This window comes from Micromonospora sp. WMMD1102 (genome assembly GCF_029626265.1).
In the GTDB taxonomy this organism is placed as follows: Bacteria; Actinomycetota; Actinomycetes; order Mycobacteriales; family Micromonosporaceae; genus Plantactinospora.
The window spans coordinates 2547811-2573028 of record NZ_JARUBN010000001.1; the positions used below are offsets into that span (position 1 = coordinate 2547811).

The 25218-nt window shown below is 72.5% G+C and carries 21 protein-coding genes; 16 read left to right on the forward strand and 5 right to left on the reverse strand.

Features of this window, described 5'->3' with window-relative positions; translation table 11 throughout:
* Nucleotides 1–119: 119 nt before the first annotated feature.
* From O7626_RS11270 to O7626_RS11315, 10 genes are all read left to right on the forward strand, one after another.
* Nucleotides 120–959, forward strand: a complete 840-nt coding sequence (locus tag O7626_RS11270) for an MEDS domain-containing protein (protein WP_278061104.1) — start codon at nucleotides 120–122, stop codon at nucleotides 957–959.
* Nucleotides 956–1915: a sensor histidine kinase gene (locus tag O7626_RS11275; RefSeq protein ID WP_278061105.1), complete on the forward strand. Its 960-nt coding sequence runs from the start codon at nucleotides 956–958 to the stop codon at nucleotides 1913–1915. The genes O7626_RS11270 and O7626_RS11275 overlap by 4 nt, the downstream gene beginning before the upstream one ends.
* Before the next feature lie 12 nt (nucleotides 1916–1927).
* Nucleotides 1928–2416, forward strand: a complete 489-nt coding sequence (locus tag O7626_RS11280; RefSeq protein WP_278061106.1) for a GNAT family N-acetyltransferase — start codon at nucleotides 1928–1930, stop codon at nucleotides 2414–2416.
* 224 nt (nucleotides 2417–2640) lie between these two features.
* Nucleotides 2641–3117 carry a formate dehydrogenase subunit gamma gene (locus O7626_RS11285; RefSeq protein WP_278061107.1) on the forward strand — a complete coding sequence of 159 codons (477 nt, stop codon included), beginning with the start codon at nucleotides 2641–2643 and terminating at the stop codon, nucleotides 3115–3117.
* A 44-nt stretch (nucleotides 3118–3161) separates the two neighbouring features.
* On the forward strand, nucleotides 3162–4814 hold the full coding sequence (locus tag O7626_RS11290; protein ID WP_278061108.1) for an NADH-quinone oxidoreductase subunit NuoF: 1653 nt from the start codon (nucleotides 3162–3164) through the stop codon (nucleotides 4812–4814).
* Nucleotides 4815–4836: 22 nt separating this feature from the next.
* Nucleotides 4837–7644 carry a formate dehydrogenase subunit alpha gene (fdhF, locus tag O7626_RS11295; RefSeq protein ID WP_278061109.1) on the forward strand — a complete coding sequence of 936 codons (2808 nt, stop codon included), beginning with the start codon at nucleotides 4837–4839 and terminating at the stop codon, nucleotides 7642–7644.
* 4 nt (nucleotides 7645–7648) lie between these two features.
* Entirely contained in the window at nucleotides 7649–7846 is a 198-nt protein-coding gene (locus O7626_RS11300) for a formate dehydrogenase subunit delta (RefSeq protein WP_278061110.1), read from the forward strand.
* A 139-nt stretch (nucleotides 7847–7985) separates the two neighbouring features.
* On the forward strand, nucleotides 7986–8837 hold the full coding sequence (locus O7626_RS11305) for a TIM barrel protein (protein ID WP_278061111.1): 852 nt from the start codon (nucleotides 7986–7988) through the stop codon (nucleotides 8835–8837).
* Nucleotide 8838: 1 nt separating this feature from the next.
* The gene (locus tag O7626_RS11310) at nucleotides 8839–9726 is read left to right on the forward strand and encodes a 2-hydroxy-3-oxopropionate reductase (RefSeq protein WP_278061112.1); all 888 of its coding nucleotides are present in this window, start codon (nucleotides 8839–8841) and stop codon (nucleotides 9724–9726) included.
* 14 nt (nucleotides 9727–9740) lie between these two features.
* A complete protein-coding gene (locus O7626_RS11315; RefSeq protein ID WP_278061113.1) occupies nucleotides 9741–10967 on the forward strand; it encodes a glycerate kinase in 1227 nt (408 codons plus the stop codon).
* An 8-nt stretch (nucleotides 10968–10975) separates the two neighbouring features.
* On the opposite strand, the gene O7626_RS11320 is transcribed toward O7626_RS11315, so the two are convergent.
* Together O7626_RS11320 and O7626_RS11325 are read right to left on the reverse strand one after the other, a co-directional pair.
* Nucleotides 10976–11650: a response regulator transcription factor gene (locus O7626_RS11320; protein WP_278061114.1), complete on the reverse strand. Its 675-nt coding sequence runs from the start codon at nucleotides 11648–11650 to the stop codon at nucleotides 10976–10978.
* Between the two features lie 5 nt (nucleotides 11651–11655).
* Nucleotides 11656–12819, reverse strand: a complete 1164-nt coding sequence (locus O7626_RS11325; RefSeq protein ID WP_278061115.1) for a sensor histidine kinase — start codon at nucleotides 12817–12819, stop codon at nucleotides 11656–11658.
* Between the two features lie 179 nt (nucleotides 12820–12998).
* Here O7626_RS11325 and O7626_RS11330 point away from each other — a divergent pair, with 179 nt between their 5' ends.
* Nucleotides 12999–13673, forward strand: coding sequence for a DUF2306 domain-containing protein (locus O7626_RS11330; RefSeq protein WP_278061116.1), 675 nt, complete (start codon nucleotides 12999–13001; stop codon nucleotides 13671–13673).
* Here O7626_RS11330 and O7626_RS11335 read toward each other — a convergent pair.
* Nucleotides 13670–14845 carry a molybdopterin molybdotransferase MoeA gene (locus O7626_RS11335; protein WP_278061117.1) on the reverse strand — a complete coding sequence of 392 codons (1176 nt, stop codon included), beginning with the start codon at nucleotides 14843–14845 and terminating at the stop codon, nucleotides 13670–13672. The genes O7626_RS11330 and O7626_RS11335 overlap by 4 nt on opposite strands.
* A gap of 252 nt (nucleotides 14846–15097) precedes the next feature.
* Between O7626_RS11335 and O7626_RS11340 the strand changes: the two genes are divergently transcribed.
* Nucleotides 15098–16471, forward strand: a complete 1374-nt coding sequence (locus tag O7626_RS11340) for an OFA family MFS transporter (protein WP_278061118.1) — start codon at nucleotides 15098–15100, stop codon at nucleotides 16469–16471.
* A gap of 139 nt (nucleotides 16472–16610) precedes the next feature.
* The gene (gene fdhD, locus O7626_RS11345; RefSeq protein ID WP_278061119.1) at nucleotides 16611–17450 is read left to right on the forward strand and encodes a formate dehydrogenase accessory sulfurtransferase FdhD; all 840 of its coding nucleotides are present in this window, start codon (nucleotides 16611–16613) and stop codon (nucleotides 17448–17450) included.
* Between the two features lie 130 nt (nucleotides 17451–17580).
* Here fdhD and sucD read toward each other — a convergent pair whose 3' ends face one another.
* Together sucD and sucC are read right to left on the reverse strand one after the other, a co-directional pair.
* On the reverse strand, nucleotides 17581–18456 hold the full coding sequence (sucD, locus tag O7626_RS11350) for a succinate--CoA ligase subunit alpha (protein WP_278061120.1): 876 nt from the start codon (nucleotides 18454–18456) through the stop codon (nucleotides 17581–17583).
* 5 nt (nucleotides 18457–18461) lie between these two features.
* On the reverse strand, nucleotides 18462–19640 hold the full coding sequence (sucC, locus tag O7626_RS11355; protein ID WP_278061121.1) for an ADP-forming succinate--CoA ligase subunit beta: 1179 nt from the start codon (nucleotides 19638–19640) through the stop codon (nucleotides 18462–18464).
* 331 nt (nucleotides 19641–19971) lie between these two features.
* Between sucC and frc the strand changes: the two genes are divergently transcribed.
* The 3 genes from frc (at nucleotide 19972) to O7626_RS11370 (ending at nucleotide 25179) form a co-directional block, all read left to right on the forward strand.
* Nucleotides 19972–21201, forward strand: a complete 1230-nt coding sequence (gene frc / locus O7626_RS11360) for a formyl-CoA transferase (RefSeq protein ID WP_278061122.1) — start codon at nucleotides 19972–19974, stop codon at nucleotides 21199–21201.
* A 109-nt stretch (nucleotides 21202–21310) separates the two neighbouring features.
* Nucleotides 21311–23461 carry an acetate--CoA ligase family protein gene (locus O7626_RS11365; RefSeq protein WP_278061123.1) on the forward strand — a complete coding sequence of 717 codons (2151 nt, stop codon included), beginning with the start codon at nucleotides 21311–21313 and terminating at the stop codon, nucleotides 23459–23461.
* A 164-nt stretch (nucleotides 23462–23625) separates the two neighbouring features.
* Nucleotides 23626–25179: an Nramp family divalent metal transporter gene (locus O7626_RS11370; protein WP_278061124.1), complete on the forward strand. Its 1554-nt coding sequence runs from the start codon at nucleotides 23626–23628 to the stop codon at nucleotides 25177–25179.
* The last annotated feature ends 39 nt before the right edge of the window (nucleotides 25180–25218 follow it).

Here is a 25218-nt window from a genome sequence, read left to right on the forward strand (position 1 = left end):
CGGCCTCGTGCCGGCAAACCCGCCGACCGGCGCAGGACCAGGTCGGGGCGGGGCCGGAGGGCGACGGGCCGGTCACCCGGCGGATGACCGGCGGGCCTGTGCGGCCTAGACTCTCAGACGTGGGCGCCAGCATGATCAACCCTCGTACGGCCGCACCGTACGGCCATGTCTGCTGGGCCTACGACGAACCGGCGGAATTCGACCGCCGAGCCCGGCGCTTCCTCGCCGAGGGCCTCGCCGCCGGTGAGCGGGTCTGGTATGCGGTGCCGGGACAGCCGGCGGAGGCCGCCGAACGACTGGCCGGGCTGGCCGGCTTCGCCGACGCGCTGCGCCGGGGTGCCGCCCAGGTGGTCGGCCTCGACGCGGCCTACCAGGACGGCGTCGTCGACCCGGTGGCGCAGGTGCGGCGGTTCACGGCCGCGACCGAGGAGGCCCTGGCCGCCGGCTACCGGGGGTTGCGGGTGGCGGCGGACGTGACGCCGCTGGTGCGTACTCCGGTGCAGGTCGCGTCGTTCGCCCGTTACGAGCATGGGATCGACCGTTACATGCGGCTCCATCCGCTCTCCGGGATGTGCGGCTACCGGCGCGCCGAGCTGGGTGACCGGATCGTCGCCGAGTTGGCCTGCCTGCACCCGGTGAGCAACGTCCCCGACGTCCTGTTCCGGCTCTACGCCTGCCCGCCCGGGGACGGCGCCGCGGCGCTGGCCGGCGAGCTGGACACGTTCAACGAGGAGATGTTCGCCACGGCACTGGAGCACGCCGACCTGAGCCCGGTACGCGGTGAGCTGGTGATGCGCGCCAGCGACCTGCGGTTCATCGACCACCACTGCCTGACCCGGCTGCGCGACTACGCCGGCGGCCGGGACGCCACCGCCGTGCTGCGTACCCCGTGGGGCGCCGCCGCGCGGCTCGTCGAGCTGATCGGGCTGTCCGGGATCCGGGTGGAGGCGGCCCGATGAGGACCGGAGCCGCAGCCGGCCACGAGGGCTACTTCCACGAGGCGGTGCCGTACCGCTCCGACGAGGAACTGCTCGCCGTCGTGCTGCCGTTCCTGCTCGGCGGGGTCACGGCCGGGGAGCCGACCGTGGTGTCGCTGGGGGAGCGGACGGCCGGACTGGTCCGGTCCGGGTTGCCGGCCGACTCCGGCGTCACCTTCCTGCCCGGCGGCGACCTCTACGCCCGCCCGGCTGCGGCGATCCGCGCCTACCAGCAGATGCTGGCCGGATACGTCGCCGGAGGCGCCCGGCAGATCCGGATCATCGGCGAGGTGCCGCTGGCCGCCCTCGGCCCGACCTGGGACTGGTGGGCCCGCTACGAGTCGGCGATCAACCACGCGTACGACGGCTTCCCGCTCTGGAGCATGTGCGCGTACGACATCCGGGTGACCCCCGCGGCGGTGCTCGATGACGTGCTGCGTACCCATCCGCGGGTGGTGACGGCGGAGGGCCGCCGGCCGAGCGAGACGTACACCGAGCCGAAGGCGTATCTGACCGAGCCGCGCTCGCCGGTGCCCGACCCGCTCCAGCGGACGCCCCCGGCGGTCGAACTCGTCGATCCGTCGCCGGCCCTGGCCCGACAGGCGGTCTACGCGGCCGATACCGGCCTGCTGGGTACGGAGGCGGTCGAGGACCTGGTCGTCGCGGTGAGCGAGACGGTGACGAATGCCCTGCGGCACGGTCGCCCGCCGGTCCGGTTCCGGCTCTGGGCCGGCGCGGACCGCATCGTCGTCGCGGTCAGCGACGCGGGCGGCGGCCCGGCCGACCCCTTCGCCGGGCTGCTGCCGGCGGCGGACGGCGCTGCCGGCGGGCTCGGCATGTGGATCACCTACCAGTCCTGCAACCACGTGGCGGTCAACCGGAGCCCGGGTGCCTTCACCCTCCGGCTGACCGCCGGGAACCCGCACTTCACCGACTGAGGCCGGACGACCATGCGGATTCGGGAGATGGAGTCGGGCGACGCCACCGCCGTGCTGGCGATCTACCAGGCCGGGCTGGACAGCGGGCAGGCCAGCTTCGAGACCACCGCGCCGACCTGGCCGGCCTTCGACGCCGGTCGGCTCGGCGCGCACCGGCTGGTCGCGGTGGACGACGACGGCGCGGTGCTCGGTTGGGTGGCGGTCAGCCCGGTCTCCGCCCGGGCCGTCTACGCCGGAGTGGTCGAGCACTCCGTCTACGTCCATCCGGCCGCCCGGGGCAGGGGAGTGGCGCGGGCACTGCTGGACGCGTTGATCGCCTCGACCGAGGCCGCCGGGATCTGGACCATCCAGTCCGGAGTGTTCCCGGAGAACGCCGCCAGCCTCACCCTGCACGAGCGGGCCGGGTTCCGGGTCGTCGGCGTACGCGAGCGGGTCGGCCGGCACCACGGCAAGTGGCGCGACGTGGTGCTGCTGGAGCGGCGCAGTCCCGCGATCGGCTGACCGCGCGCGGGACAGCACACGGCCGTGCCGCCTGGTGCGGCCGGTTCGCCGGCATCGCCGTCCGTCAGTGGCGTGCCCCTGTCGGAACGCCTTCCCGCAGGCGATACTGGATATTGATCAACTGGTCCTCCGTCCGCCGGGGTCACCCGGCAAGCGATATTGCATACGGTATCCAGAGCGACGTATGGTGGAGGTCCAGCCAGCCCGAGTGGAGGTGGATCGCCGTGGCCAGTCCGGACCCCTCGGTGACGGATCGGGTGCGCGCCATGGTCGCCGCACACCGTGGCGACCGCGGTGCGCTGTTGCCGATCCTGCACCGGATCCAGGCCGAGTTCGGCTACGTCGACCCCGGCGTCGTGCCGGTGCTGGCCAACGAGCTGAACATCTCCCGCGCCGACGTGCACGGCGTGGTGACCTTCTACACCGACTTCCGGGCCGAACCCGCCGGTCGGACGGTGCTGCGACTCTGCCGGGCCGAGGCCTGCCAGTCGGTCGGCGCCGAACGGCTCGTCGAGTATGCCGAGCGGACCCTGGGGGTCAAGGTCGGACAGACCACACCGGACGGCTCGGTCACCCTGGAGCAGGTGTTCTGCCTGGGCAACTGCGCGCTCGGCCCGGCCGGCCAGATCGACGAGCGGGTGCACGGGCGGCTCACCCCGGCCCGGCTGGACGCCCTGCTGACCACGGCGGTGGACGCGTGAGCGCCGACGGCGGTGGACGCCCTGCCAACCACGGCGGTGGACGCGTGAGCGCCGACGGCGGTGGACGCCCTGCCAACCACGGCGGTGGACGCGTCAGCGGCGACGGCGGTCCGGGCGCCGGGCCGGTGACGGTCGTCTACGTACCCCGCGACTCGGCCGCGCTCTCGGTCGGCGCGGACCTGGTCGCCGCCGAGATCGAGCGGGCCGCCGCCGAGGCGGGCCGGCCGGTCCGGGTGGTCCGGAACGGATCGCACGGCATGCTCTGGCTGGAGCCGCTGGTCGAGGTGGTCACCGCGCGCGGCCGGATCGGGTACGGCCCGGTCGCGCCGGAGGAGGTGGCCGAGCTCGTCGCCGCCGGCCTGCTCGACGGAGCCGACCACGAGCTGTGCCACGGCGTCGTCGCCGAGCTGCCCTGGCTGCGCGACCAGACCCGGCTCTGCTTCGCCCGGGTCGGCGTCACCGACCCGCTCTCCCCGGACGACTACCTCGGACACGGCGGCCTCGCCGGGCTGCGCCGCGCCCTGGCGCTGACCCCGGCCGAGGTGGTCGGCGAGGTCACCGGGTCCGGGCTGCGCGGCCGGGGCGGTGCCGGCTTCCCGGCCGGCGTCAAGTGGCAGACCGTGCTGGACACCCCCGGCGAGCTGAAGTTCGTCTGCTGCAACGCCGACGAGGGCGACAGCGGCACCTTCGCCGACCGGATGCTGATGGAGGGCGACCCGTTCACCCTGATCGAGGGGATGACCATCGCCGGGTACGCGGTCGGCGCCACCGAGGGCTACGTCTACATCCGGTCCGAGTACCCGGACGCGGTGCGGACGATGCGCCAGGCGATCGGCATCGCCCGGGAGCAGGGCTGGCTCGGCACCGACGTGCTCGGCGCCGGGCTCCACTTCGACCTGCACGTCCGGGTCGGCGCGGGCGCCTACATCTGCGGCGAGGAGACCGCGATGCTGGAGAGCCTGGAGGGCAAGCGCGGCATGGTCCGGGCCAAGCCGCCGATCCCGGCGATCACCGGCCTGTTCGGCAGGCCGACAGTGGTGAACAACGTACTGACCCTGGCCTCGGTGCCGACGATCCTCGCCGACGGCGCGGCGGCGTACCAGGCGCTCGGGGTGCAGCGGTCCCGGGGCACCCAGGTGTTCCAACTGGCCGGCAACGTGGCCCGGGGCGGCGTCTTCGAGACCGCCTTCGGCATGACGCTGGGCGAACTCGTGCACACCTACGGCGGGGGCACCCGGTCCGGGCGGCCGGTCCGGGCGGTGCAGGTCGGCGGCCCGCTCGGGGCGTACCTGCCGGCGTCCGGCCTGGACCTGCCGATGGAGTACGAAGCCTTCGCCTCGGCTGGCGCGATGCTCGGACACGGTGGCATCGTGGTCTTCGACGACAGCGTCGACATGGCGGCGATGGCGAGATTCGCAATGGAGTTCTGCGCCGAGGAGTCCTGCGGCAAGTGCACCCCCTGCCGGGTCGGCGCGGTCCGGGGCGTCGAGGTGATCGACAAGATCACCGCCGGCCAGGACCCGGACGGCAACCTGGCCCTGCTGGGAGATCTCTGCGAGCTGATGACCGAGGGGTCGCTCTGCGCGATGGGCGGCCTGACACCGATGCCGGTACGCAGCGCACTGCTGCACTTCCCGGACGACTTCACCGCCAGGGGGGAGAAGTCCGCCGGCCGACACGAGGAGGCCAGACCATGAGCGAGCGTAGCGGAGCGGCGTCATGAGCCTGTTGAAGGAACCCGACCTCGGCACCCCGGCCCGGCCCGGCCCGGCGACCGTCACCGTCGAGGTGGACGGGCACCCCGTCGCCGTACCCGAGGGCACCTCGGTGATGCGGGCGGCGGCACTGAGCGGGATCGAGATCCCGAAGCTCTGCGCCACCGACAGCCTGGAGGCGTTCGGCTCCTGCCGACTCTGCCTGGTCGAGATCGACGGCAGGCGGGGCAGCCCGGCCTCCTGTACCACCCCGGTCGCCGACGGGATGCGGGTGACCACCCAGTCGCCGAAGCTTGCGAAGCTGCGCCAGGGCGTGATGGAGCTGTACATCTCCGACCACCCGCTGGACTGCCTGACCTGCTCGGCGAACGGCGATTGCGAGTTGCAGGACATGTCCGGAGTGGTCGGGCTGCGCCAGGTCCGGTACGGCTACGACGGCGCCAACCACCTCGACGAGAAGACCGACTCCAGCAACCCGTACTTCGACTTCGAGGCGTCCAAGTGCATCGCCTGTTCCCGCTGTGTCCGGGCCTGTGGCGAGGTGCAGGGGACGTTCGCGCTGACCATCGAGGGGCGTGGCTTCGGCTCGAAGGTGTCGGCCGGCGGCACCGACTTCATGAGTTCCGAGTGCGTCTCCTGCGGCGCCTGCGTGCAGGCCTGCCCGACGGCGACCCTCCAGGAGAGGTCGGTGGTGCAGCTCGGCATGCCGACCCGCAGCGTCGTCACCACCTGCGCCTACTGCGGCGTGGGCTGCTCCTTCAAGGCCGAGCTGCGCGGCGCCGAGCTGGTCCGGATGGTGCCCTACAAGGACGGCGGGGCCAACGAGGGGCACTCCTGCGTCAAGGGCCGGTTCGCGTTCGGCTACGCCAGCCATCCGGATCGGGTGCTCAGCCCGATGGTCCGGGATTCCATCACCGACGAGTGGCGGCCGGTCGACTGGGAGACCGCGATCTCCCACACCGCCGCGAAGCTGAAGGACATCCAGGCCCGGCACGGGGTCGGGGCGATCGGCGGCATCACCTCCTCGCGCACCACGAACGAGGAGGTCTACGTGGTGCAGAAGATGATCCGGGCGGCGTTCGGCAACAACAACGTGGACACCTGCGCCCGGGTCTGCCACTCGCCGACCGGGTACGGCCTGAAGCAGACCTTCGGCACCTCCGCCGGTACCCAGGACTTCCGCTCGGTGGCACAGTCCGACGTGATCATGGTGATCGGGGCGAACCCGACCGACGGGCACCCGGTCTTCGCCTCCCGGATGAAGCGGCGGCTGCGCGAGGGCGCCAAGCTGATCGTGGTCGACCCGCGCCGGATCGACCTGGTCCGCTCGCCGCACATCGAGGCGGCGCACCACCTCCAGCTCGCCCCCGGCACCAACGTGGCGGTGGTGAACGCGATGGCGCACGTGGTGCTGACCGAGGGGCTGGTCGACCGCAGCTTCGTCGAGGAGCGCTGCGAGGACTTCGACGGCTGGGCCGAGTTCATCGCCCGGCCGGAGAACAGCCCGGAGGCGGTCGAGGAACTCACCGGGGTACCGGCCGAGGAGGTCCGTGCGGCGGCCCGGCTCTACGCCACCGGCGGCAACGCGGCGATCTACTACGGCCTCGGTGTCACCGAGCACAGCCAGGGCTCGACGATGGTGATGGGGATGGCCAACCTGGCGATGGCGACCGGCAACATCGGCCGGGACGGCGTCGGGGTCAACCCGCTGCGCGGGCAGAACAACGTGCAGGGCTCCTGTGACATGGGGTCGTTCCCGCACGAGCTGCCCGGCTACCGGCACATCTCCGACGACGTGGTGCGCGGCGTCTTCGAGAACATGTGGGGAAGTACCCTGCTGCCCGAGCCGGGGCTGCGGATCCCGAACATGTTCGACGCGGCGATCGAGGGCAGCTTCCGGGCGCTCTTCGTGCAGGGCGAGGACATCGCGCAGTCGGACCCGAACACCAGGCACGTGCACGCCGCGCTCGAGGCGCTGGAACTGCTCGTGGTGCAGGACCTCTTCCTCAACGAGACGGCGAAGTTCGCGCACGTCTTCCTGCCCGGCACCTCCTTCCTGGAGAAGGACGGCACCTTCACCAACGCCGAGCGCCGGATCAACCGGGTACGCCCGGTGATGGCGCCGAGGACCGGCAAGCACGAGTGGCAGATCGTCGCCGAGATAGCCCAGGCGATGGGCTACCCGATGCGCTACGACCACCCGAGCGAGATCATGGACGAGATCGCGGCGCTCACCCCGACCTTCGCCGGGGTGTCGTTCGACAAGCTCGACAAGCTCGGCAGCGTGCAGTGGCCCTGCAACGACGCCGCGCCGGAGGGCACCCCGATCATGCACATGGACGGCTTCGTCCGGGGGCGGGGCCGGTTCGTGCAGACGCCGTTCGTGCCGACCCGGGAGCGGAGCACCCGCAAGTTCCCGCTGATCCTGACCACCGGGCGGATCCTCAGCCAGTACAACGTGGGGGCGCAGACCCGGCGGACCGGGAACGTGGCGTGGCATCCGGAGGACGTACTCGAGATCCATCCGCACGACGCGGAGGTCCGGGGCATCACCGACGGTGACGAGGTCACCCTGGCCAGCCGGGTCGGTGCCACCTCGCTGCGCGCGGTGCTCTCCGACCGGATGCCGGTCGGGGTCGTCTACACCACTTTCCACCACCCGGTGACCGGGGCGAACGTGGTCACCACGGAGAACTCGGACTGGGCGACGAACTGTCCGGAATACAAGGTGACGGCGGTGCAGGTGGGGTTGAAGAATCCGCCGGTCGAGGCGGCCGCGGCCCGGCAGCAGCTTCCGGCGATGGCGGACTGAGCCGATGTCGCCACAGGTCAGGCTCGCCAACGAGATCGCCGTGCAGTTCCGGCACCAGGCGCCGGAGCAGGCGGCGGCGGCGATCGCCGAGCACATCCAGGCGTTCTGGGATCCCCGGATGCGGGCCGAGTTGTTGACCCGGGCCGAGTCCGACCCGGACGCACTCGACCCGCTGGCCCTGGCCGCCGTCCAACTGCTCTGATCCACCTGTTCCACCCTGTCGTGGCCCCGCGCTCGCCGAGCGCGGGGCCACGGTGCCGTTGGTGCCTTGACTTGACTTCCATACTGCATACAGAATTCTGTAGGTAATAGCAGTGTCGCCGAGCCGCCAGGGAGGGCCCGTGCCCGGACACCAGCTCCGCTACGACGTGAACTGCTCGATCCTCTTCACCGAGCTGCCCCTGCTGGACCGGCCGGCGGCGGCAAAGGCGGCCGGTTTCGACGCCGTCGAGTTCTGGTGGCCGTTCGCCGAGGCGGTGCCACCGGCCCGCGAGGTGGAGGCGTTCCTAGCCGCCGTGCACGACGCCGACGTGCAACTCGTCGGGCTGAACTTCTTCGCCGGGGACATGCCGGGCGGCGACCGGGGCGTCCTCTCCTGGCCGGCCCGCACCGCCGAGTTCCGGGAGAACGTCGAACTGGTCGCGATGATCGGTGCGGCCACCGGCTGCCGGTCCTTCAACGCCCTATACGGCAACCGGACCGCCGACCTGCATCCGACCGTCCAGGAGGAGACGGCGGTGGCCAACCTCGCCTTCGCCGCCGCCACGGTGGCCCGGATCGGCGGCACCGTACTCGTCGAGCCGGTCAGCGGCCCGCAGCCCTACCCGCTGCGCACCGCAGCCGACGCGGTCGCCGTACTCGACCAGCTGCTCGTCGAACGCGACGTCCGCAACCTGGCCCTGCTCGCCGACCTCTACCACCTCACCGTCAACGGCGACGACGTGCCGAAGGTACTGGCCGAGCATGCCGACCGGATCGGGCACGTGCAGATCGCCGACGCGCCCGGCCGACACCAGCCCGGCACCGGCGAACTCGACCTCGACGGTCATCTCCACCAGCTCGAACGGGCCGGCTACCACGGCTGGGTCGGCCTGGAGTACCTGCCCGACGGGCCGAGCGCGGAGAGCTTCGAGTGGCTGCCCCGGCACCGCCGGGGCAGCGGTGCGGACCAGACCGACGAAGGGAAGCGCTGAGATGACAAGCATCGGGTTCATCGGCCTCGGCATCATGGGCGGCCCGATGGCCGTCAACCTGGTCAGGGCCGGCCACGACGTCGTCGGCCACGACGTCAGCCCGGACCGCAACACCGCCCTGGAGCAGGCCGGCGGCAAGGTCGCCGCCAGCATCGGCGAGCTGGTGCGGCAGGTCGACGTCGTGATCACGATGGTCCGGGATTCGGCCGACGTCGAGGCGGTCGCGCTCGGCGACGACGGCATCCTGGCGCACGCCCGCCCCGGCCAGCTCTACGTCGACATGAGCAGCATCTCGCCGACCACCGCCCGGCAGGTCGGCGAGGCGGGCCGGATCCGCTCGGTGCGGGTGCTGGACGCCCCGGTCAGCGGCGGCGAGGCGGGTGCGGTCGAGGGAAGCCTCTCCATAATGGTCGGTGGCGAGCCGGCGGACTTCGCGGCGGCGCTGCCCCTCCTGGAGGTGCTCGGCGCGACGGTCGTGCACGTCGGTCCGGCCGGCGCCGGACAGACCGTGAAGGCGGCCAACCAGCTCATCGTGGCCGGCACCATCGAGCTGGTCGCCGAGGCGATCGTCTTCCTGGAGGCGTACGGGGTGGACACCGAGGCGGCCGTCCGGGTGCTGGCCGGTGGCCTGGCCGGCAACCGGATCCTGGACCGCAAGGCGGCCGGGATGCTGGCCCGGGAGTTCCAGCCCGGCTTCCGGATCGACCTGCACCACAAGGACATGGGCATCGTCACCTCGGCGGCCCGGGACGCCGGGGTGGTGATCCCGCTCGGTGCGGCGGTCGCCCAGCTCATCGCCGCACTCCGGGCACAGGGCGACGGCGGGCTGGACCACAGCGCCCTGCTCAAGCTGGTCGAGCAGCTCTCCGGCCGCCGGTCGGCCGGCTGAGCGCCGCCGCGCCGATGGGGCACGTGCTGCTGGCGCCGGACAAGTTCAAGGGCTCGCTGACCGCCGCCGAGGTCGTGCACCAGCTGACCGCCGGGCTGCGCCGGGCCGCGCCCGGGACCGAGGTACGCGGCTTCCCGGTCGCCGACGGCGGCGACGGCACCCTCGACGCGGCGGTCTCGGCCGGCTTCCGCCGGATCCCGGTCTCCGTCGCCGGCCCGACCGGCGCCCCGGTCCGGACCGCCTTCGGGTACGCCGACGGCGTGGCGGTGGTCGAACTGGCCGATGCCTGCGGGCTGCGCCGGCTGCCGGACGGGGCACCCGATCCGCTGCACGCCAGCAGTCGCGGCGCCGGTCAGGTTATCCGGGCCGCCCTGGAGCACGGCTGCGCCGAGCTGGTGCTCGGACTGGGCGGCAGCGCGAGTACCGACGGCGGGGCCGGGCTGCTCGGCGCGCTGGGGGTGCGGCTGCTCGACGGGCGGGACGCCGAGTTGCCGCCGGGCGGTGCGGCCCTGCGCCACCTGCACCGGGTGGACGTGACCGGGCTGCATCCGGCGGTCCGACGTACCCGGTTCGTGGTCGCCGGGGACGTGGACAACCCGCTGCTCGGCCCGACCGGTGCCGCCGCCGTCTACGGCCCGCAGAAGGGTGCCGGCGCGGACGACGTCGCGGTGCTGGAGGCGGGACTGCGCCGCTGGGCGGGACTGGTCGAAACGGCCGTCCGCGAGGCGGGGCTGCTGCCGGCACCGGCCGCCACGTCGGGGCCGGCCGCGACGCCGGACCTGTCGCCGGCACCGGCTGCTCCGGCAGGGCCGCTGTGCGGTTGGCCGGGTGCGGGTGCGGCTGGCGGGGTGGGCTTCGCCGCGCTCGGTTTCCTCGGGGCGCGGTTCCGGCCCGGCATTGGGTACCTGCTCGACCTGCTCGGCTTCGCCGAGGCGGTGGCCGGTGCCGATCTGGTGATCACGGGCGAGGGTTCGCTCGACGCGCAGAGCCTGCGCGGGAAGGCGCCGGTCGGGGTGGCCGGGGCGGCGGCGCGGGCCGGCGTACCGGTCGTGGCGGTCGCCGGCCAGGTCGACATCGGCCCGGACGCACTCCGGGACGCCGGCATCCGGGCGGCCTACCCGCTCACCGACCTCGAACCGGACCCGGCGGCCTGCCTCGACCGGGCCGCCGAACTGGTCGCGGCGACCGCGGCGCGGGTGGCCGCCGACTGGCTGGACCCGGCCGCCCCGTGCCGGCACTGAGCGCAGCGCTATCCCGGCCGGCCCGGTCGTCTCCGCACCCGGTCGGTCTCGTACGCCCAGATCGCGATCTCGACCCGGTTACGGACGCCGAGTTTGGCCATCAGGCTGGTGATGTGCGTCTTGACGGTGCTGAGACTGATGTGCAGTTCGTGGGAGATCTCGGCGTTGGTGCGACCACTCGCGACGGCGACGAGCACCTCCTCCTCGCGCTCGGTGAGCGGGTCGACCGGCTGCCTCGGCGGTGTGCCGGGTCCCGCGTCGGCGAACGCCCGCAACAGCCGGGTGGTGATGTTCGGTGCGATCAGCGCCGCACCGTCCGCGGCGGCGTGCACGGCCTGGGTGAGCAGCGCGGTGCCGGAGTCCTTGAGCAGGAAGCCGCGCGCCCCGGCCCGCAGCGCCGCGTAGACGTACTCGTCGAGATCGAAGGTGGTGATGACGACCACCGCGAGCGGATCGGCGACGGCGGGTCCGGCGAGCTGACGGGTGGCCTCGATGCCGTCCGTGCCGGGCATCCGGATGTCGAAGAGGCAGACGTCCGGGCGCAGCCGCCGGGCGAGTTCGACCGCCCGGCGGCCGTCGGCGGCCTCGCCCACGACCTCGATCCCCGGCTGGGCGTCCAGGATCATCGCCAGCCCGGTCCGGACGATCTCCTGGTCGTCGGCGACGACCACCCGGATGGTCATGCCGGCTATCCGGCGGTTCCGGTCGGCGACCCGGTAACCGGCAGCGCCACCGCCACCGCCCAGCCCCGGTCCGGCTGCGGACCGGCCTCGCAGGTGCCGCCGAGCAGGCCGGCCCGCTCGGTCATGCCGACGATCCCGAATCCGCCCGGAGCGTTCGGACCGGTGGGCCGGACCGGGCCGGGCTCGCCGTCGTCGCTGACCCGCAGGCGCACCGATCCGGCGTCGGCGGCGACCCGGACCTCGATCCGGGTGGCGTGCCGGGCGTGCCGGCGCGCGTTCGTCACCGACTCCTGCGCGAGCCGGTAGATCGCGGTGCCGACGGTCGACGGGATGCCGTCGAGGTCACCGGCGAGTTGCACGTCGATCACCGGGCCCGGCGGCGAGTGGCTGGCCAGCCCGGCGATCTCCGGGATGCCGGGGCTCGGCGCCAGCTCCGCCGGCTCGGCATGGCGCAGGACGCGGACCATCGTCCGCATCTCGGCGAGGGCCCGGCTCGCCTCGGCCTCGATCACCCGGAGTGCGTCGACCGCGGCCTCCGGTCGCGCCTGCGCCACCGCGATCCCCGCCTGGGCGCGGATCGCCATCGCCGAGACATGGTGGGCCACGGTGTCGTGCAGGTCGCGGGCCAGCCGTTCCCGTTCCCGTAGCTTGGCCTGGTCGAGGCCGCGGGCCCAGAGCCTCGCCCGGTAGCGGAACGCGGTGGCGACGGCGAAGGCCGCGCAGATCACCGCGAACCCGGCGACCAGGTCCGTGCCGCCCAGGTCGCCGAGGGCGGCCGAGAAGCTGATCTTGCCGAGCACGATCGCGCCGCCGGCCACCATCTCCGGACCGGAACCCCACCGGAACAGGGCGTACGGCAGTATCAGCAGGTACGCCCCGGTGATCAGCTGTGGCTCGTGACCGAGCAGGAGCGGGGCGACGCCGCTGACGGTGAAGGCGATCGCGACCATCGCCAACGGCCTGGTCCGGCGCCACAACAGTGTGTACACCAGGGCGAGTGCGGCGGTCAGCGCGTAGCCGCGGGTCGCGGCCGGCAGGTCGGGCCGGAAGAGCCCCTCGACCGTCACGAGCGGTGCGACCACGCCGACGAGCGCCCAGTCCCGCCAGAGGCGTACCGGCGGGTCGGGGGCCCGGGGCTCGGTCCAGACGGAGCGGAACAGCTCGCGCACGACCCGATGGTACGGGGTCCGGGTGGCCGGCGGACCGGCCCAAAGTACGGCTCCGCAGCCCGACCAACGACCGGGGCGGCGCCGGCCCGCGCTCCGATGTGTCCGGCTAAGCGTCTCGGGACCATCGACTGACAGCGAACGACGAGACCAGGTTCGCGCAGCGTGAAGGGATCGACATCGTGACACATCCCGCCAGGTCAGACCGGCTCGTCCTCACCGGCCTGCTGCTGCTCGCCGCCGTGCCGGTGCTCGCCGGCAGCGTCCGGCTGGTCGAGTTCGCCGGCGGCGGGCGGGTGCTGCCGGACAGCGACCGGATCGGCTCCGCACCCGTGCCCGTACTGCTGCACATCGTCAGCGTCACGGTCTTCAGCGTTCTCGGTGCCTTCCAGTTCGCACCCGGCTTCCGGCGGCGGCACCGGAGCTGGCACCGGTACGCCGGGCGGCTGTTGGTCGTGGCCGGTCTGCTAACCGCGGTTACCGGTCTGTGGCTGACCCTCTTCCTGCCGCCCGCGGCCGTCGACAGTTCGGCGCTGGTGGCCGTCCGGGTGGTGGTGTGCGTCTTCATGACCGTGTCGATCGTGCTCGGCTTCCGTGCGGTCCGGCGCCGCGACTTCGCCGCACACCGGGCCTGGATGATCCGTGGCTACGCGATCGCGATGGGCGCGGGTACCCAGTTCCTCACCCAGGTGGCCTGGCTCGTCTCGGTCGGTGCGCTGACCCCGGCGAGCAGGACCGGCACCATGACGGCCGCATGGCTGATCAACGTGACCGTCGCGGAATGGGTGATCCGGCGCCGGCGCCGCCCGCTCCGGACTCGAACTCCCGGCCTGGCCACCACAGACCGGTCGCACTAGCTCGGCGGCGGCAGCGCGATCCCGGCGGCGGGCAGCGGGAGCACCTCGACCTCGGCGCCGGTCCAGCCCGGCGGCACGACCGCGAGCGCGTCCGCCCCGGCTGCGCCCCAGAGCGAACCGGGCCGATCGTGCCCGACCGGCAGCGCCGCCGGCCCGACCCGGACCACCGGGACTAGCCGGGTGTCCCGGTGGTGTGCGGCCACCGGCGCGCCGAGCCGGGTGGTCAGGGCCGGTGGCTCGGCTCGGCCGGCGAGCCGGCCGAGCAGCGGGTAGAGCAGGGTCAACGTGGCGACCAGGGCCGCGTACGGGTTGCCGGGCAGGCCGACGACGTACCGGCCGTCCGGCAGGATGGCGAGCAGCTGCGGGTGCCCGGGACGGCAGGCGACGCCGCGTACCGGCACTTCGACGGCGAGCGTGTCCAGCGCCCGGCGCAGGTGGTCGGCGGCCCCTACCGAGGTGGCACCGCAGACCACCAGCACGTCGGCGTCGCAGCGCAGGAGCGCGGCGACGAGTGCGGAGGCGTCGTCGGCGACCCGGCTCTCCCAGGCCGGTTCCGCCCCGGCGGCCCGGAGCAGCCCCGGCAGCATCGGCCCAATGGCGTCCCGCACCTGTCCGGCTGCCGGAAGGCCGGCGGTGCGCAGCTCGGCACCGGTGACCACGGTGCCGATCCGGGGCCTGCGGTGCACGGTCAGGGTGTCGTGTCCGAGGCTGGCGGCGAGCCCGAGCACGACCGGGTTGACGACCGTGCCGGCCGGCAGGACCTCGCGGCCGGCCGGACAGTCCTCGCCCCGGCGGCGTACGTGCCGGCCGGGCTCGATCGGTCCGCCGACGGTCCGGCCGGTCCGGGTGGCCCGCTCGTAGGGGAGCACGGCGGCGGCTCCGGCCGGCACCACGGCCCCGGTGCCGATCTCGACCGCCTCGCCGGCGGCCAGCGGCTCGGGGCTGCCCGGATCGCCGGCCAGCACCCGTCCGGTGAGCTGCCACGGGCCGGTGCCGGCCACCGCGTACCCGTCCATCGCGGCGGAGTCGTAGGCCGGCAGTGCGGAGAGCGCGACCAGCGGCACCGCCAGGGTGCAGCCCAACGCGTCGGGCAGCCGCCGCTGCACTCCCTCCAGTGGCCGGGCCGCCTCGCGGGCGTGCCGCCGGGCCTCCGGCCAGGCGACCGCGCTCATCGCTCGGTGTCCCGTCGGGACCACGTCTCGGCCCGCCGATCCCGCGTCTCGGCCCGTCGGGTCCTTGTCTCGGCCCGCCGGTCCCGCGACTCGGCCCGCCGGGACCACTCTGCGACTCGCCAGGTCCGTCCGTCCAGCCCACGCATGCCATCTCCTCGCTGCGCTGTCCCGGCGACCTGGACAGCCATCCGATTGTAATGGAGAATAACTGCACAACATATACAGTATACAGTGGTCGGTTGGGGGCACCAGATGACGGACTCCGGCAACGACACGGCGGTGCGCGAGATCAGCGATCTCTACGGTCGCCGCTACCGGGTCGGCGAGAGCGACCGCACCCTGCTGGGCCGGTCCCGGGCGTGGATGCTGCTGCTGCCCTGGGCCGCGATGCTGGCGATCAGCCTGTTCCAGTACGGCTACGGCGCCGCCCTGCCCACCCTGGTCGAGGCGAACGGCTGGAGCCTGTGGCAGGCGTTCGGGGTACTCGGCCTCTGGGTGGTCTGCCAGGCGGCCACGTCACCGCTGGCCGGCTGGTGGTACCAGCGGCTGCGCGGACGGCTGGCCGTACCCATGCTGGTCGGGGCCGCCTGCTGCCTCACCGCGCTGCTCACCCTGGCGCACCGGGCCGACCTCGGCAGCGTGCTGCTCGGCTACTCGGTGCTCGGCGGTGTCGGCGCCGGACTTGTCTACATGACCTGCGTCGCCTGCGTCACCGAGTGGTTCCCGGAGCGGATCGCCGGCCGGGTGGCGGTGGTCGGTGCCGCCTTCGGCTACGGCTCGATCCCGTTCGTCGTGCTCGCCGGCTACGGCCTGGACGCCGGCAACCGGTCCGGCGTGCTGACCGGGACCGGCCTGGCCGTGGCGGCCGTGCTGGCCGGTTGCGGCGTGCTGATGCGCAAGCCACCCCGCAACTGGTGGCCGGCGCACATCGACCCGCGGCGCTGGGCGGTCGACCGGCGGCTCAACCGCAGCATCCCGCACAACCGTCCCGCCGCCCGCCCCTACCCGCCCCGCGCGGCGGTACGCAGCGGCATGCTGCCGATGATGTTCGTGGTGGTGGTACTCACCGCGACGATGGCGCTGTTCGACATCGCCTACCTGGCCGGCGCCGCGTACACCCAGGGGCTGCCTGCGCTGACCCTGGTGGCCGGGATCGGCGCGCTGGCCGGCTCGAACGGGATCGGCCGGGCGGTGACCAGCTCGCTCGCCGACCGGATCGGCCGGCGCGGCACCCTCGGCCTCTCCCTGCTGGTCGGCGGGATCGCCCAGTTCGGGCTGCTCGCGGCGGCGGCCAACGACAACCATCCGGCCGCCGTGCTCGGGTTCGCCGCGCTGGCCGGCGCCGGGACCGGTGCCGGCTACTCGTTGCTGGTCAGCCTGGTGCGGGACTGGTTCGGCGATGCCGCCACGGTGCCGAACTACGGCATCGTCTACACCGGGAAGGCGGTCGGCGGGCTGCTCGGCATCGTGCTCGCCGGGCTGGTGGTGACCACTCCGGACTCGGTGCTGCCGTTCCTGGTGGCCGGTTCGCTGGGCCTGTTCGGCGCGGCGCTGACCCGCTGGATGCGCCAGCCCGGCCTGGCGGTGGTCCGGCTGCCGTCACCGCTCGGCGCCGACCGGCTGTGACCGGTCCGAGCGGCGGTGACCAGTCCGAGCAGCGGTGACCAATCCGAGCGGCGGCAGCCGGAGCGACGACCGTAGTCGAGGGGCGGCAGCCCGGTCGGACCGGACGGCCGGATCGTGGAGGATCGCCGGAGGAGGCGGAATGGGACGGGTGACGAGTCGGCGCCGGCTGGTCCGGATCGTCGACGGAGTGCGCAGCGAGCCGATGGACACGCTGGCGGCCGAGGAACCGCTGGAGACCAGGGTGAACGGGCGTTCCCTGGTGGTGACCATGCGGACCCCGGGCGACGACTTCGACCTGGCGGCCGGATTCCTGGTCGGCGAGGGGGTGGTCCGGGCCGCCGGCGAGATCGCCGGCATCCGCTACTGCGCGGGCGCCACCGCCGACGGGGTCAACACCTACAACGTGCTGGACGTGGTGCTGGCGGCCGGGGTCGCACCGCCGGACCCCTCGCTGGAACGCAACTTCTACACCACCTCGTCCTGCGGGCTCTGCGGCAAGGCGAGCCTGGACGCGGTGCGCGGCGTCGCGGCCTTCTCGGTGCGGGACGACCCGCTGCGGCTCGATCCCGACGTGCTCAGCACGCTGCCGGCGACCCTGCGGGCCGCGCAGCGGGTCTTCGACCGCACCGGGGGACTGCACGCGGCGGCGCTCTTCTCCGCCGACGGGCAACTGCACTGCCTGCGCGAGGACGTCGGCCGGCACAACGCGGTGGACAAGGTCGTCGGCTGGGCGCTGCGCAACGGCCGGGTGCCGCTGCGCGGCACGGTGCTGATGGTCAGCGGGCGGACCTCGTTCGAGCTGGTGCAGAAGGCGGTGATGGCCGGCATCCCGGCCCTGGCCGCGGTCTCCGCGCCCTCCTCGCTCGCCGCCGACCTGGCCGCGGACGCCGGGCTCACCCTGGTCGGCTTCCTCCGGGGCAACTCGATGAACGTCTACACCGGCCCGCACCGGCTCATCCCGAGCAGCCCTTCCGGCTGACGGCGGAGTCGGCCTCCGCCGGGACCGGTCGCCAACCCTCGGGTCCGCCGGGCACCGGTCGCAGACCTTCGGGTACGCCGGGTACCGGTCGTGTCCGCCCGACCCGGCACCCGGCGTTCCCGTCGACGTCTCAGCGGGTCAGCAACGTCTCGCGCATCAGTGCGGCGGCCTCGGACGGCGTCCGGCCGACCCGGACCCCGACCGCCTCCAGGGCCTGCTGCTTGGCCAGCGCCGTACCGGAGGAGCCGGAGACGATCGCCCCGGCGTGCCCCATCGTCCTGCCCTCCGGCGCGGTGAACCCGGCGACGTACCCGACCACCGGCTTGCTGACGTGCTCGGCGATGTACGCCGCCGCCCGCTCTTCCGCGTCCCCGCCGATCTCGCCGATCATCACGATCGCCTCGGTCTCGGGGTCGTCCTCGAACGCCTGGAGGCAGTCGATGTGCGTGGTGCCGACGATCGGGTCCCCGCCGATGCCGACGCAGGTGGAGAAGCCGAAGTCGCGCAGCTCGTACATCATCTGGTAGGTAAGGGTGCCGGACTTGCTGACCAGCCCGATCCGGCCCCGCTTGGTGATGTCGGCCGGGATGATGCCGGCGTTCGACTGTCCGGGACTGATCAGTCCGGGGCAGTTCGGCCCGATGATCCGGGTCCGGTTGCCGGTGCTCCGGGCGTACGCCCAGAACTCGGCGGTGTCGTGCACCGGGATCCCCTCGGTCAGCACCACGGCCAGGCCGAGGCCGGCGTCGACCGCCTCCAGCACGGCGGCCTTGGCGAACCGGGGCGGTACGAAGACCACCGTCACGTCTGCACCGGTCGCCCGTACCGCCTCGGCGCAGTTGTCGTAGACCGGGATGCCGTCGACGTCCCGGCCACCCTTGCCCGGGGTGACCCCGGCGACGATGTTGGTGCCGGCGGCGACCATCCGGCGGGTGTGCTTCGTGCCCTCGGTACCGGTGATGCCCTGCACCAGTACCCTGCTCTTCTCGGTGAGGAAGATGGCCATGGCTTTCACGCCCCCTTGCCGGCGAGTTCGGCGGCGAGCCGCGCCGCACCGTCCATCGTGCTGACCAGCCGTACGCCGGGCAGGTCAGCCTCGGCGAGGATCTGCCGCCCCCGCGCGGCGTTGTTGCCGTCCAGCCGGACGACCAGCGGTTTGGTGATCGCCTCGCCCCGGCTGGTCAACAGTCCGATCGCCGAGACGATGCCGTCGGCGACCGCGTCGCAGGCGGTGATCCCGCCGAAGACGTTGACGAAGACGCTGCGCACGTCGGGGTCGCCGAGGATGATCTCCAGCCCGTTCGCCATCACCTCGGCCGAGGCGCCGCCGCCGATGTCGAGGAAGTTGGCCGGCTTGACCCCGCCGTACCGTTCGCCGGCGTAGGCGACCACGTCGAGGGTGCTCATCACCAGTCCGGCGCCGTTTCCGATCACTCCGACGGAGCCGTCCAGCTTGACGTAGTTGAGGCCCTTCCCGGCGGCCCGTACCTCCAGTGGGTCGGTGGCGGTGACGTCGTCGTATCGCGGGTGACCGGGCTGGCGGAACCGGGCGTTGTCGTCCAGGGTCACCTTGCCGTCCAGGGCGCGTACGCTGCCGTCGGCGAGCCGGGCCAGCGGGTTGATCTCGACCAGGGTGGCGTCCTCGGAGCGGAGGACGTGCCAGAGCCGGACGAGTACCCGGGCGACGTCCTCGCGTACGTCGTCGGGCAGGCCGGCGGCGGCGGCGAGCCGGCGTGCGGCGTCGAGGTCGAAGCCGCCGGCCGGGTCCACCCAGGTCCGGGCCAGCGCCTCCGGGTTCTCGGCCGCCACCTGCTCGATCTCGACGCCGCCCTGCGCGGAGACCAGTGCCAGGAACGACCGCTGGGAACGGTCGAGCAGGAACGACACGTAGTACTCCTCGGCGATGTCGCTCGCCTCGGTGACCAGCACCTTGTGCACGGTGTGGCCCCTGATGTCCATCCCGAGGATCGCGTCTGCGACGTCCCCGGCCGCCGCCGGGCCGTCGGCGAGTCGCACGCCGCCGGCCTTGCCCCGGCCGCCGGTCTTGACCTGGGCCTTGACCACGACCCGGGTGCCGATCTCGGCGGCGGCCGTCCGGGCCTCGTCGGGGGTGCTGGCGACGCGGTTGCGGCTGACCGGTACGCCGTGCTTGGCGAAGAGTTCCTGTGCCTGGTGCTCCAGCAGGTCCACCGGGCCTCCCTTCTGCTCGACCTTCGATGGGTTGGCTCCGCCGGCCGGCGACGGGGTGTCCCGGGCCGGGCGGCGGAGTGGGAGTGGGGATCGGACCGGGCCGGGGAGATCGGACCGGACGGAAGTGCCGGGCGGCGGTACGCCGGCTCTGGCCGGCGTCGACGAGCGGGTGCCCGACCGCCTGGCCTCGCTGGCTTCGGCGGAAAACGTCCCGCTACCCCCTAGACACTCCACTGTTACATGCGCCACGATATTGCCTACCCCATACGGTATGCAATCCCGAAGCTCGACGGCCGGACGTACCCGGCGGGGCCGCGCACAGGAGGTTGGCATGGGTAAGGCACTGGAGGGCGTACGGGTCCTCGACATGACACACGTACAGTCCGGCCCCTCGTCCACGCAGATCCTGGCGTGGCTCGGCGCGGACGTGATCAAGTTGGAGGCACCGGGCCAGGGTGACATCACCCGCAGCCAGCTGCGCGACCTCCCGGAGGTGGACAGCCTCTACTTCACCATGCTGAACAGCAACAAGCGCAGCATCACGCTGAACATGAAGAACGAGCGCGGCAAGGAGGTCTTCACCCGGCTCGTCTCCGGGGTGGACGTCCTGGTGGAGAACTTCGGCCCCGGCGTGGTGGAGCGGTTCGGCTTCCCCTGGGAGCGGCTACAGGAGATCAACCCCGGCCTGGTCTACGCCTCGATCAAGGGCTTCGGCCCGGGGCGGTACGCCAACTTCAAGGCGTACGAGGTGATCGCGCAGGCCATGGGCGGGGCGATGAGCACCACCGGCTTCGAGGACGGTCCGCCGACCGCGACGGGGGCGCAGATCGGCGACTCGGGCACCGGCATCCACCTGGTCGCCGGCATCCTCGCCGCGCTCTACCAGCGCACCCACACCGGCCGGGGCCAGCGGGTGCAGGTCGCCATGCAGGACGCGGTGCTCAACCTCTGCCGGGTCAAGTTGCGTGACCAGCAGCGGCTGGCGCACGGCCCGCTGGGGGAGTACCCGAACGAGAGCTTCGGCGACGAGGTGCCGCGCTCCGGCAACGCCTCCGGCGGCGGCCAGCCCGGCTGGGCGGTGCGGTGCGCCCCCGGCGGGCCGAACGACTACATCTACGTGATCATCCAACCGGTCGGCTGGAAGCCGATCTGCGAGCTGATCGGCAGGCCGGAGCTGGCCGACGACCCGGCCTGGAACACCCCGCAGGTGCGCCTCTCCAAACTCGACAAGGCGTTCGCGCTGATCGAGGAGTGGACCGAGCGGCACACCAAGCAGGAGGTCATGGAGAAGCTCAACGCCCACAACATCCCGTGCGGGCCGATCCTGTCGACCAGGGAGCTGATCGAGGACGAGACCCTCGCCCAGCTCGGCTCGGTGGTCGAGGTCGCGCACCCGGCACGGGGGGCGTACAAGACGGTCGGCAACCCGATCAAGCTCTCCGACTCGCACGTCGAGGTGGAACGCTCACCGCTGCTCGGCGAGCACACCGGCCAGGTCCTCGGCGAACTCGGCTACACCCAGGAGCAGGTCGACGAGCTGCGCGCCGCCGGCGCCGTCTGAGCCGCCTGCGGTGGCGCACCGCGTCCACCACCGCCCCGTCCGACGAGAACCCCGCACGTTCCCCGGCCGTCGGCCCCGCCGGCACCGGCGTTGCAAAGGAGACGACGTCATGCCATCCAACGACAGCAGCCACGACCGCGATGCAGTGCGGCGGGTGCTGGACCAGGCCGCCGCGCAGGGCCGCAGCTCGCTCACCGCTCCGGAGGGGCGGCTGGTGGTCGAGGCGTACGGGATCGCCACCCCTGGTGAGGGGCTGGCCGGCAGCGCGCCGGAGGCGGTGGCGCTGGCCGAGCGGATCGGCCTGCCGGTGGTGCTGAAGATCGTCTCGCCGGACATCCTGCACAAGACCGAGGCCGGCGGCGTACTGGTCGGGTTGCGCACCGCCGAGGAGGTGGCTTCCGGGTACGACACGATCATCGCCAACGCTCGGGCGTACCAGGCGAATGCCAAGATCATCGGTGTGCAGGTGCAGCAGCAGCTCGACTCCGGGCACGAGGTGATCGTCGGTACGGTCACCGACCCGACCTTCGGCAAGGTGGTCGCCTTCGGCCTCGGCGGCGTACTCGTCGAGGTGCTCAAGGACGTCCAGTTCCGGCTCGCCCCGACCGACACCGGGACCGCGCTGTCGATGATCGACGGCATCGCCTCGGCCGAGATCCTGCGCGGGGTACGCGGCGCCGAGCCGGCCAACCGGGAGGTGCTGGCCGACCTCGTCGTCCGGCTGTCGGAGCTGGTCACCGACTTCCCCGAGCTGGCCGAGGTGGACCTCAACCCGGTGCTCGCCACCGCCACCGGCGCGACGGCTGTCGACGTGCGGATCCTGGTCGACCCGGCCGCCGCGGCGACGCCCGAGCGGTTCACCGACGAGGAGATCCTGGCCAGCATGAACCGGATCATGCGGCCCGCCTCGGTAGCGGTGATCGGTGCCTCGGCCGAGGCCGGCAAGATCGGCAACTCGGTGATGAAGAACCTGGTCAACGGCGGCTACCGGGGCGAGATCTACCCGATCAACCCGAAGGCCACCGAGATCCTGGACCGCAAGGCGTACCGCAGCATCTCCGACGTGCCCGGCCCGGTCGACGTGGCGGTCTTCGCCATCCCGGCGAAGTTCGTGCCGCAGGCACTGGCCGAGGTCGGCGCCAAGGGCGTCGCCGGGGCGATCCTGATCCCGTCCGGCTTCGGCGAGACCGGCAACCACGAGTTGCAGGCCGAGGTGGTCCGGATCGCCCGCGAACACGGCGTACGCATCCTCGGCCCGAACATCTACGGCTACTACTACACCCCGGAGAACCTGTCGGCGACGTTCTGCACCCCGTACGACGTCAAGGGCGGGGTGGCGCTCTCCTCGCAGAGCGGCGGCATCGGGATGGCCATCCTCGGCTTCAGCCGGGCCGCCCGGATGGGGGTCTCCGCCATCGTCGGGGTCGGCAACAAGGCCGACATCGACGAGGACGACCTGCTGACCTTCTTCGAGAGCGACCCGAACACCCAGCTCGTCGCCATGCACCTGGAGGACCTCAAGGACGGCCGCTCGTTCGCCGACACCGCCCGCCGGGTCTCGAAGACCAAGCCGGTGGTGGTGCTCAAGGCGGGCCGCACCGCCCAGGGCGCCAGGGCGGCCAGCTCGCACACCGGCGCGCTGGCCGGCAACGACAAGGTCTACGACGACATCCTGCGCTCCAACGGCGTGATCCGGGCACCGGGCCTGAACGACCTGCTCGAGTACGCCCGGGGCATCCCGCTGCTGCCCACCCCGCAGGGCGATAACGTCGTCATCATCACCGGTGCCGGCGGCTCCGGGGTGCTCCTCTCGGACGCCTGCGTGGACAACGAACTCACCCTGATGGAGATCCCGCCGGACCTCGACGAGGCGTTCCGCAGGTTCATCCCGCCGTTCGGCGCGGCCGGCAACCCGGTCGACATCACCGGCGGTGAGCCGCCGGCCACCTATCGCAACACCATCGCCCTCGGCCTGTCCGACCCCCGCATCCACGCGCTGATCCTCGGCTACTGGCACACCATCGTCACCCCGCCGATGGTCTTCGCCGAGCTGGTCGTCGACGTGGTCGAGGAGTTCCGGGCCAAGGGCGTCCACAAGCCGGTGGTCGCCTCGCTCGCCGGAGACGTCGAGGTCGACCAGGCCAGCGAACACCTGTACCGGCACGGGATCGTCGCCTATCCGTACACCACGGAGAAGCCGGTCGCGGTGCTCGGTGCCAAGTACCGGTGGGCACGTTCCGCCGGTCTGCTCGGCGGCTGACCGGAGGGCCGCCGAGCAGTGCACGGTTCCGCCAGACCAGGCGGTGGGAGGGGCCACTGAGCGAGACGGCGACCCGCCCTGCGGCCAGGGGTCAACGGACACATGCGTCGGAGCCGGTCCGTCCTCCGGCTCCGTACGACGGCACAGTCCCGAGGAGGTCCAGCGTGGACGCTTCGAACAGCCCTTTCCCGACCCAGCCGACGAGTACCACCCCGGCGGCCGGTACCGCCGCGTTGCCCGAGCAGCGCGGCGGCACCGTACCGCCGGCCCCGCCCGCCGAGGAGCGCGTGTGGCGGGCCGGACGGCTCGAACCGATGCCGATCCGGGAACTTCCCAAGGCTCCGCCCTCGGTCCACCTGCTCGGCCCGACCGTCTTCCTGGTCGCGCTCGGCGTGGGCATGGGCGAGTCGTACATGTGGCCCCGGCTGGTCCTGATCTTCGGACCGGAGATCCGGTGGCTCTTCCTGATCGGCGTGACCCTCCAGGCGTTCGTGATGCTGGAGATGGCCAGGTACGCGATGGCGACCGGCGAGAGCATCTTCTTCGGCGCCGCCCGGGTCTTCAAACCCCTCATGTGGTTCTTCTTCAGCGTGGCCATCCTGGTCTACATCTGGCCCGGACACCTCTCCACCGGGGCCGCCGCCTTCGAGCAGGTGACCGGAATACCCTGGACGGTGAGTGCCTGTGTCGGGCTGATCCTGGTCGGCATCGTCTTCAGCCTGGCGAAGGTGATCTATCCGCTGCTGGAGAGCCTGCTCGGGCTGCTGATCGGCGTACTCGTGGTCGGCACCTCGGTGGTCGCCTCGATCGTCGGGCAGTGGAGCGACGTCACCTCCACCCTCGCCGGCATGTTCCACTTCGGCTACCTGCCCAGCGAGGCGATGTCGGCGGCCTGGTTCCCGGTGATCGTCGGAGCGATCGCCTTCGCCGGCCCGTCCGGGATGCAGCAGATGTGGTACACGCTGCACCTGCGGGACTCCGGCGCCGGGATGGGCGCGCACATCCCCAAGATCCGCGGGCTGCGGCACGCGGGGGAGCAGGAGGAGATGCCCTCCCGGGGCTTCATGTTCGACACCGACAACCCGGCGGAGATGAAGAAGTGGAAGGGCTGGCGGCGCTGGGTCACCTTCGACGCCCTGCTGCTCTTCTGGGGCGTCACGATGCTCGTCACCATCTCGTTCACGGTGCTGGCCCAGACCGCCGTCCGGGAGAACCCGGGCGTCGGGGACGTGATCCGGGACGGCGAGCGCGAGGCGGCACTCACCGCGATGGCCGAGGCGTTCGCCTCCGCCGGTGCGCCGGTGCTGCACGGGGTCTTCCTCGGCTTCATCGCGCTGATCGGTCTGAACGCCACCCTCGGCCTCTTCGACTCGTTCTCCCGGGGCCAGGCGGACATGACCTACCACTTCGTACCCGGGGCGAAGCGGTTCAGCGTGTCGAAGCTGTACGCCGGGTTCCTCTGGGGTGTCATCACCTTCGGCATCCTGATCCTGAACTTCGGTCCGGCCGACGGCCCGGGGGCGATCCTCGACGTACTCGCCTTCCTCTCCACCTTCGCGATGGGCGCGTACTGCGTCGTGCTGCTGCTGGTGAACAACCGGATGCTGCCCAAGCCGATCCGTCCCGGCATCCTGCAGAACGCGGTGATCGGGTTCGGTGCGGTGTTCTACCTCGGGATGCTGGTCTACAGCCTGATCCGGTTCGGTGTCGTCATATGAGCCGGCACACCGAATCGATCCGGCCCGGTGGAGTGCTGG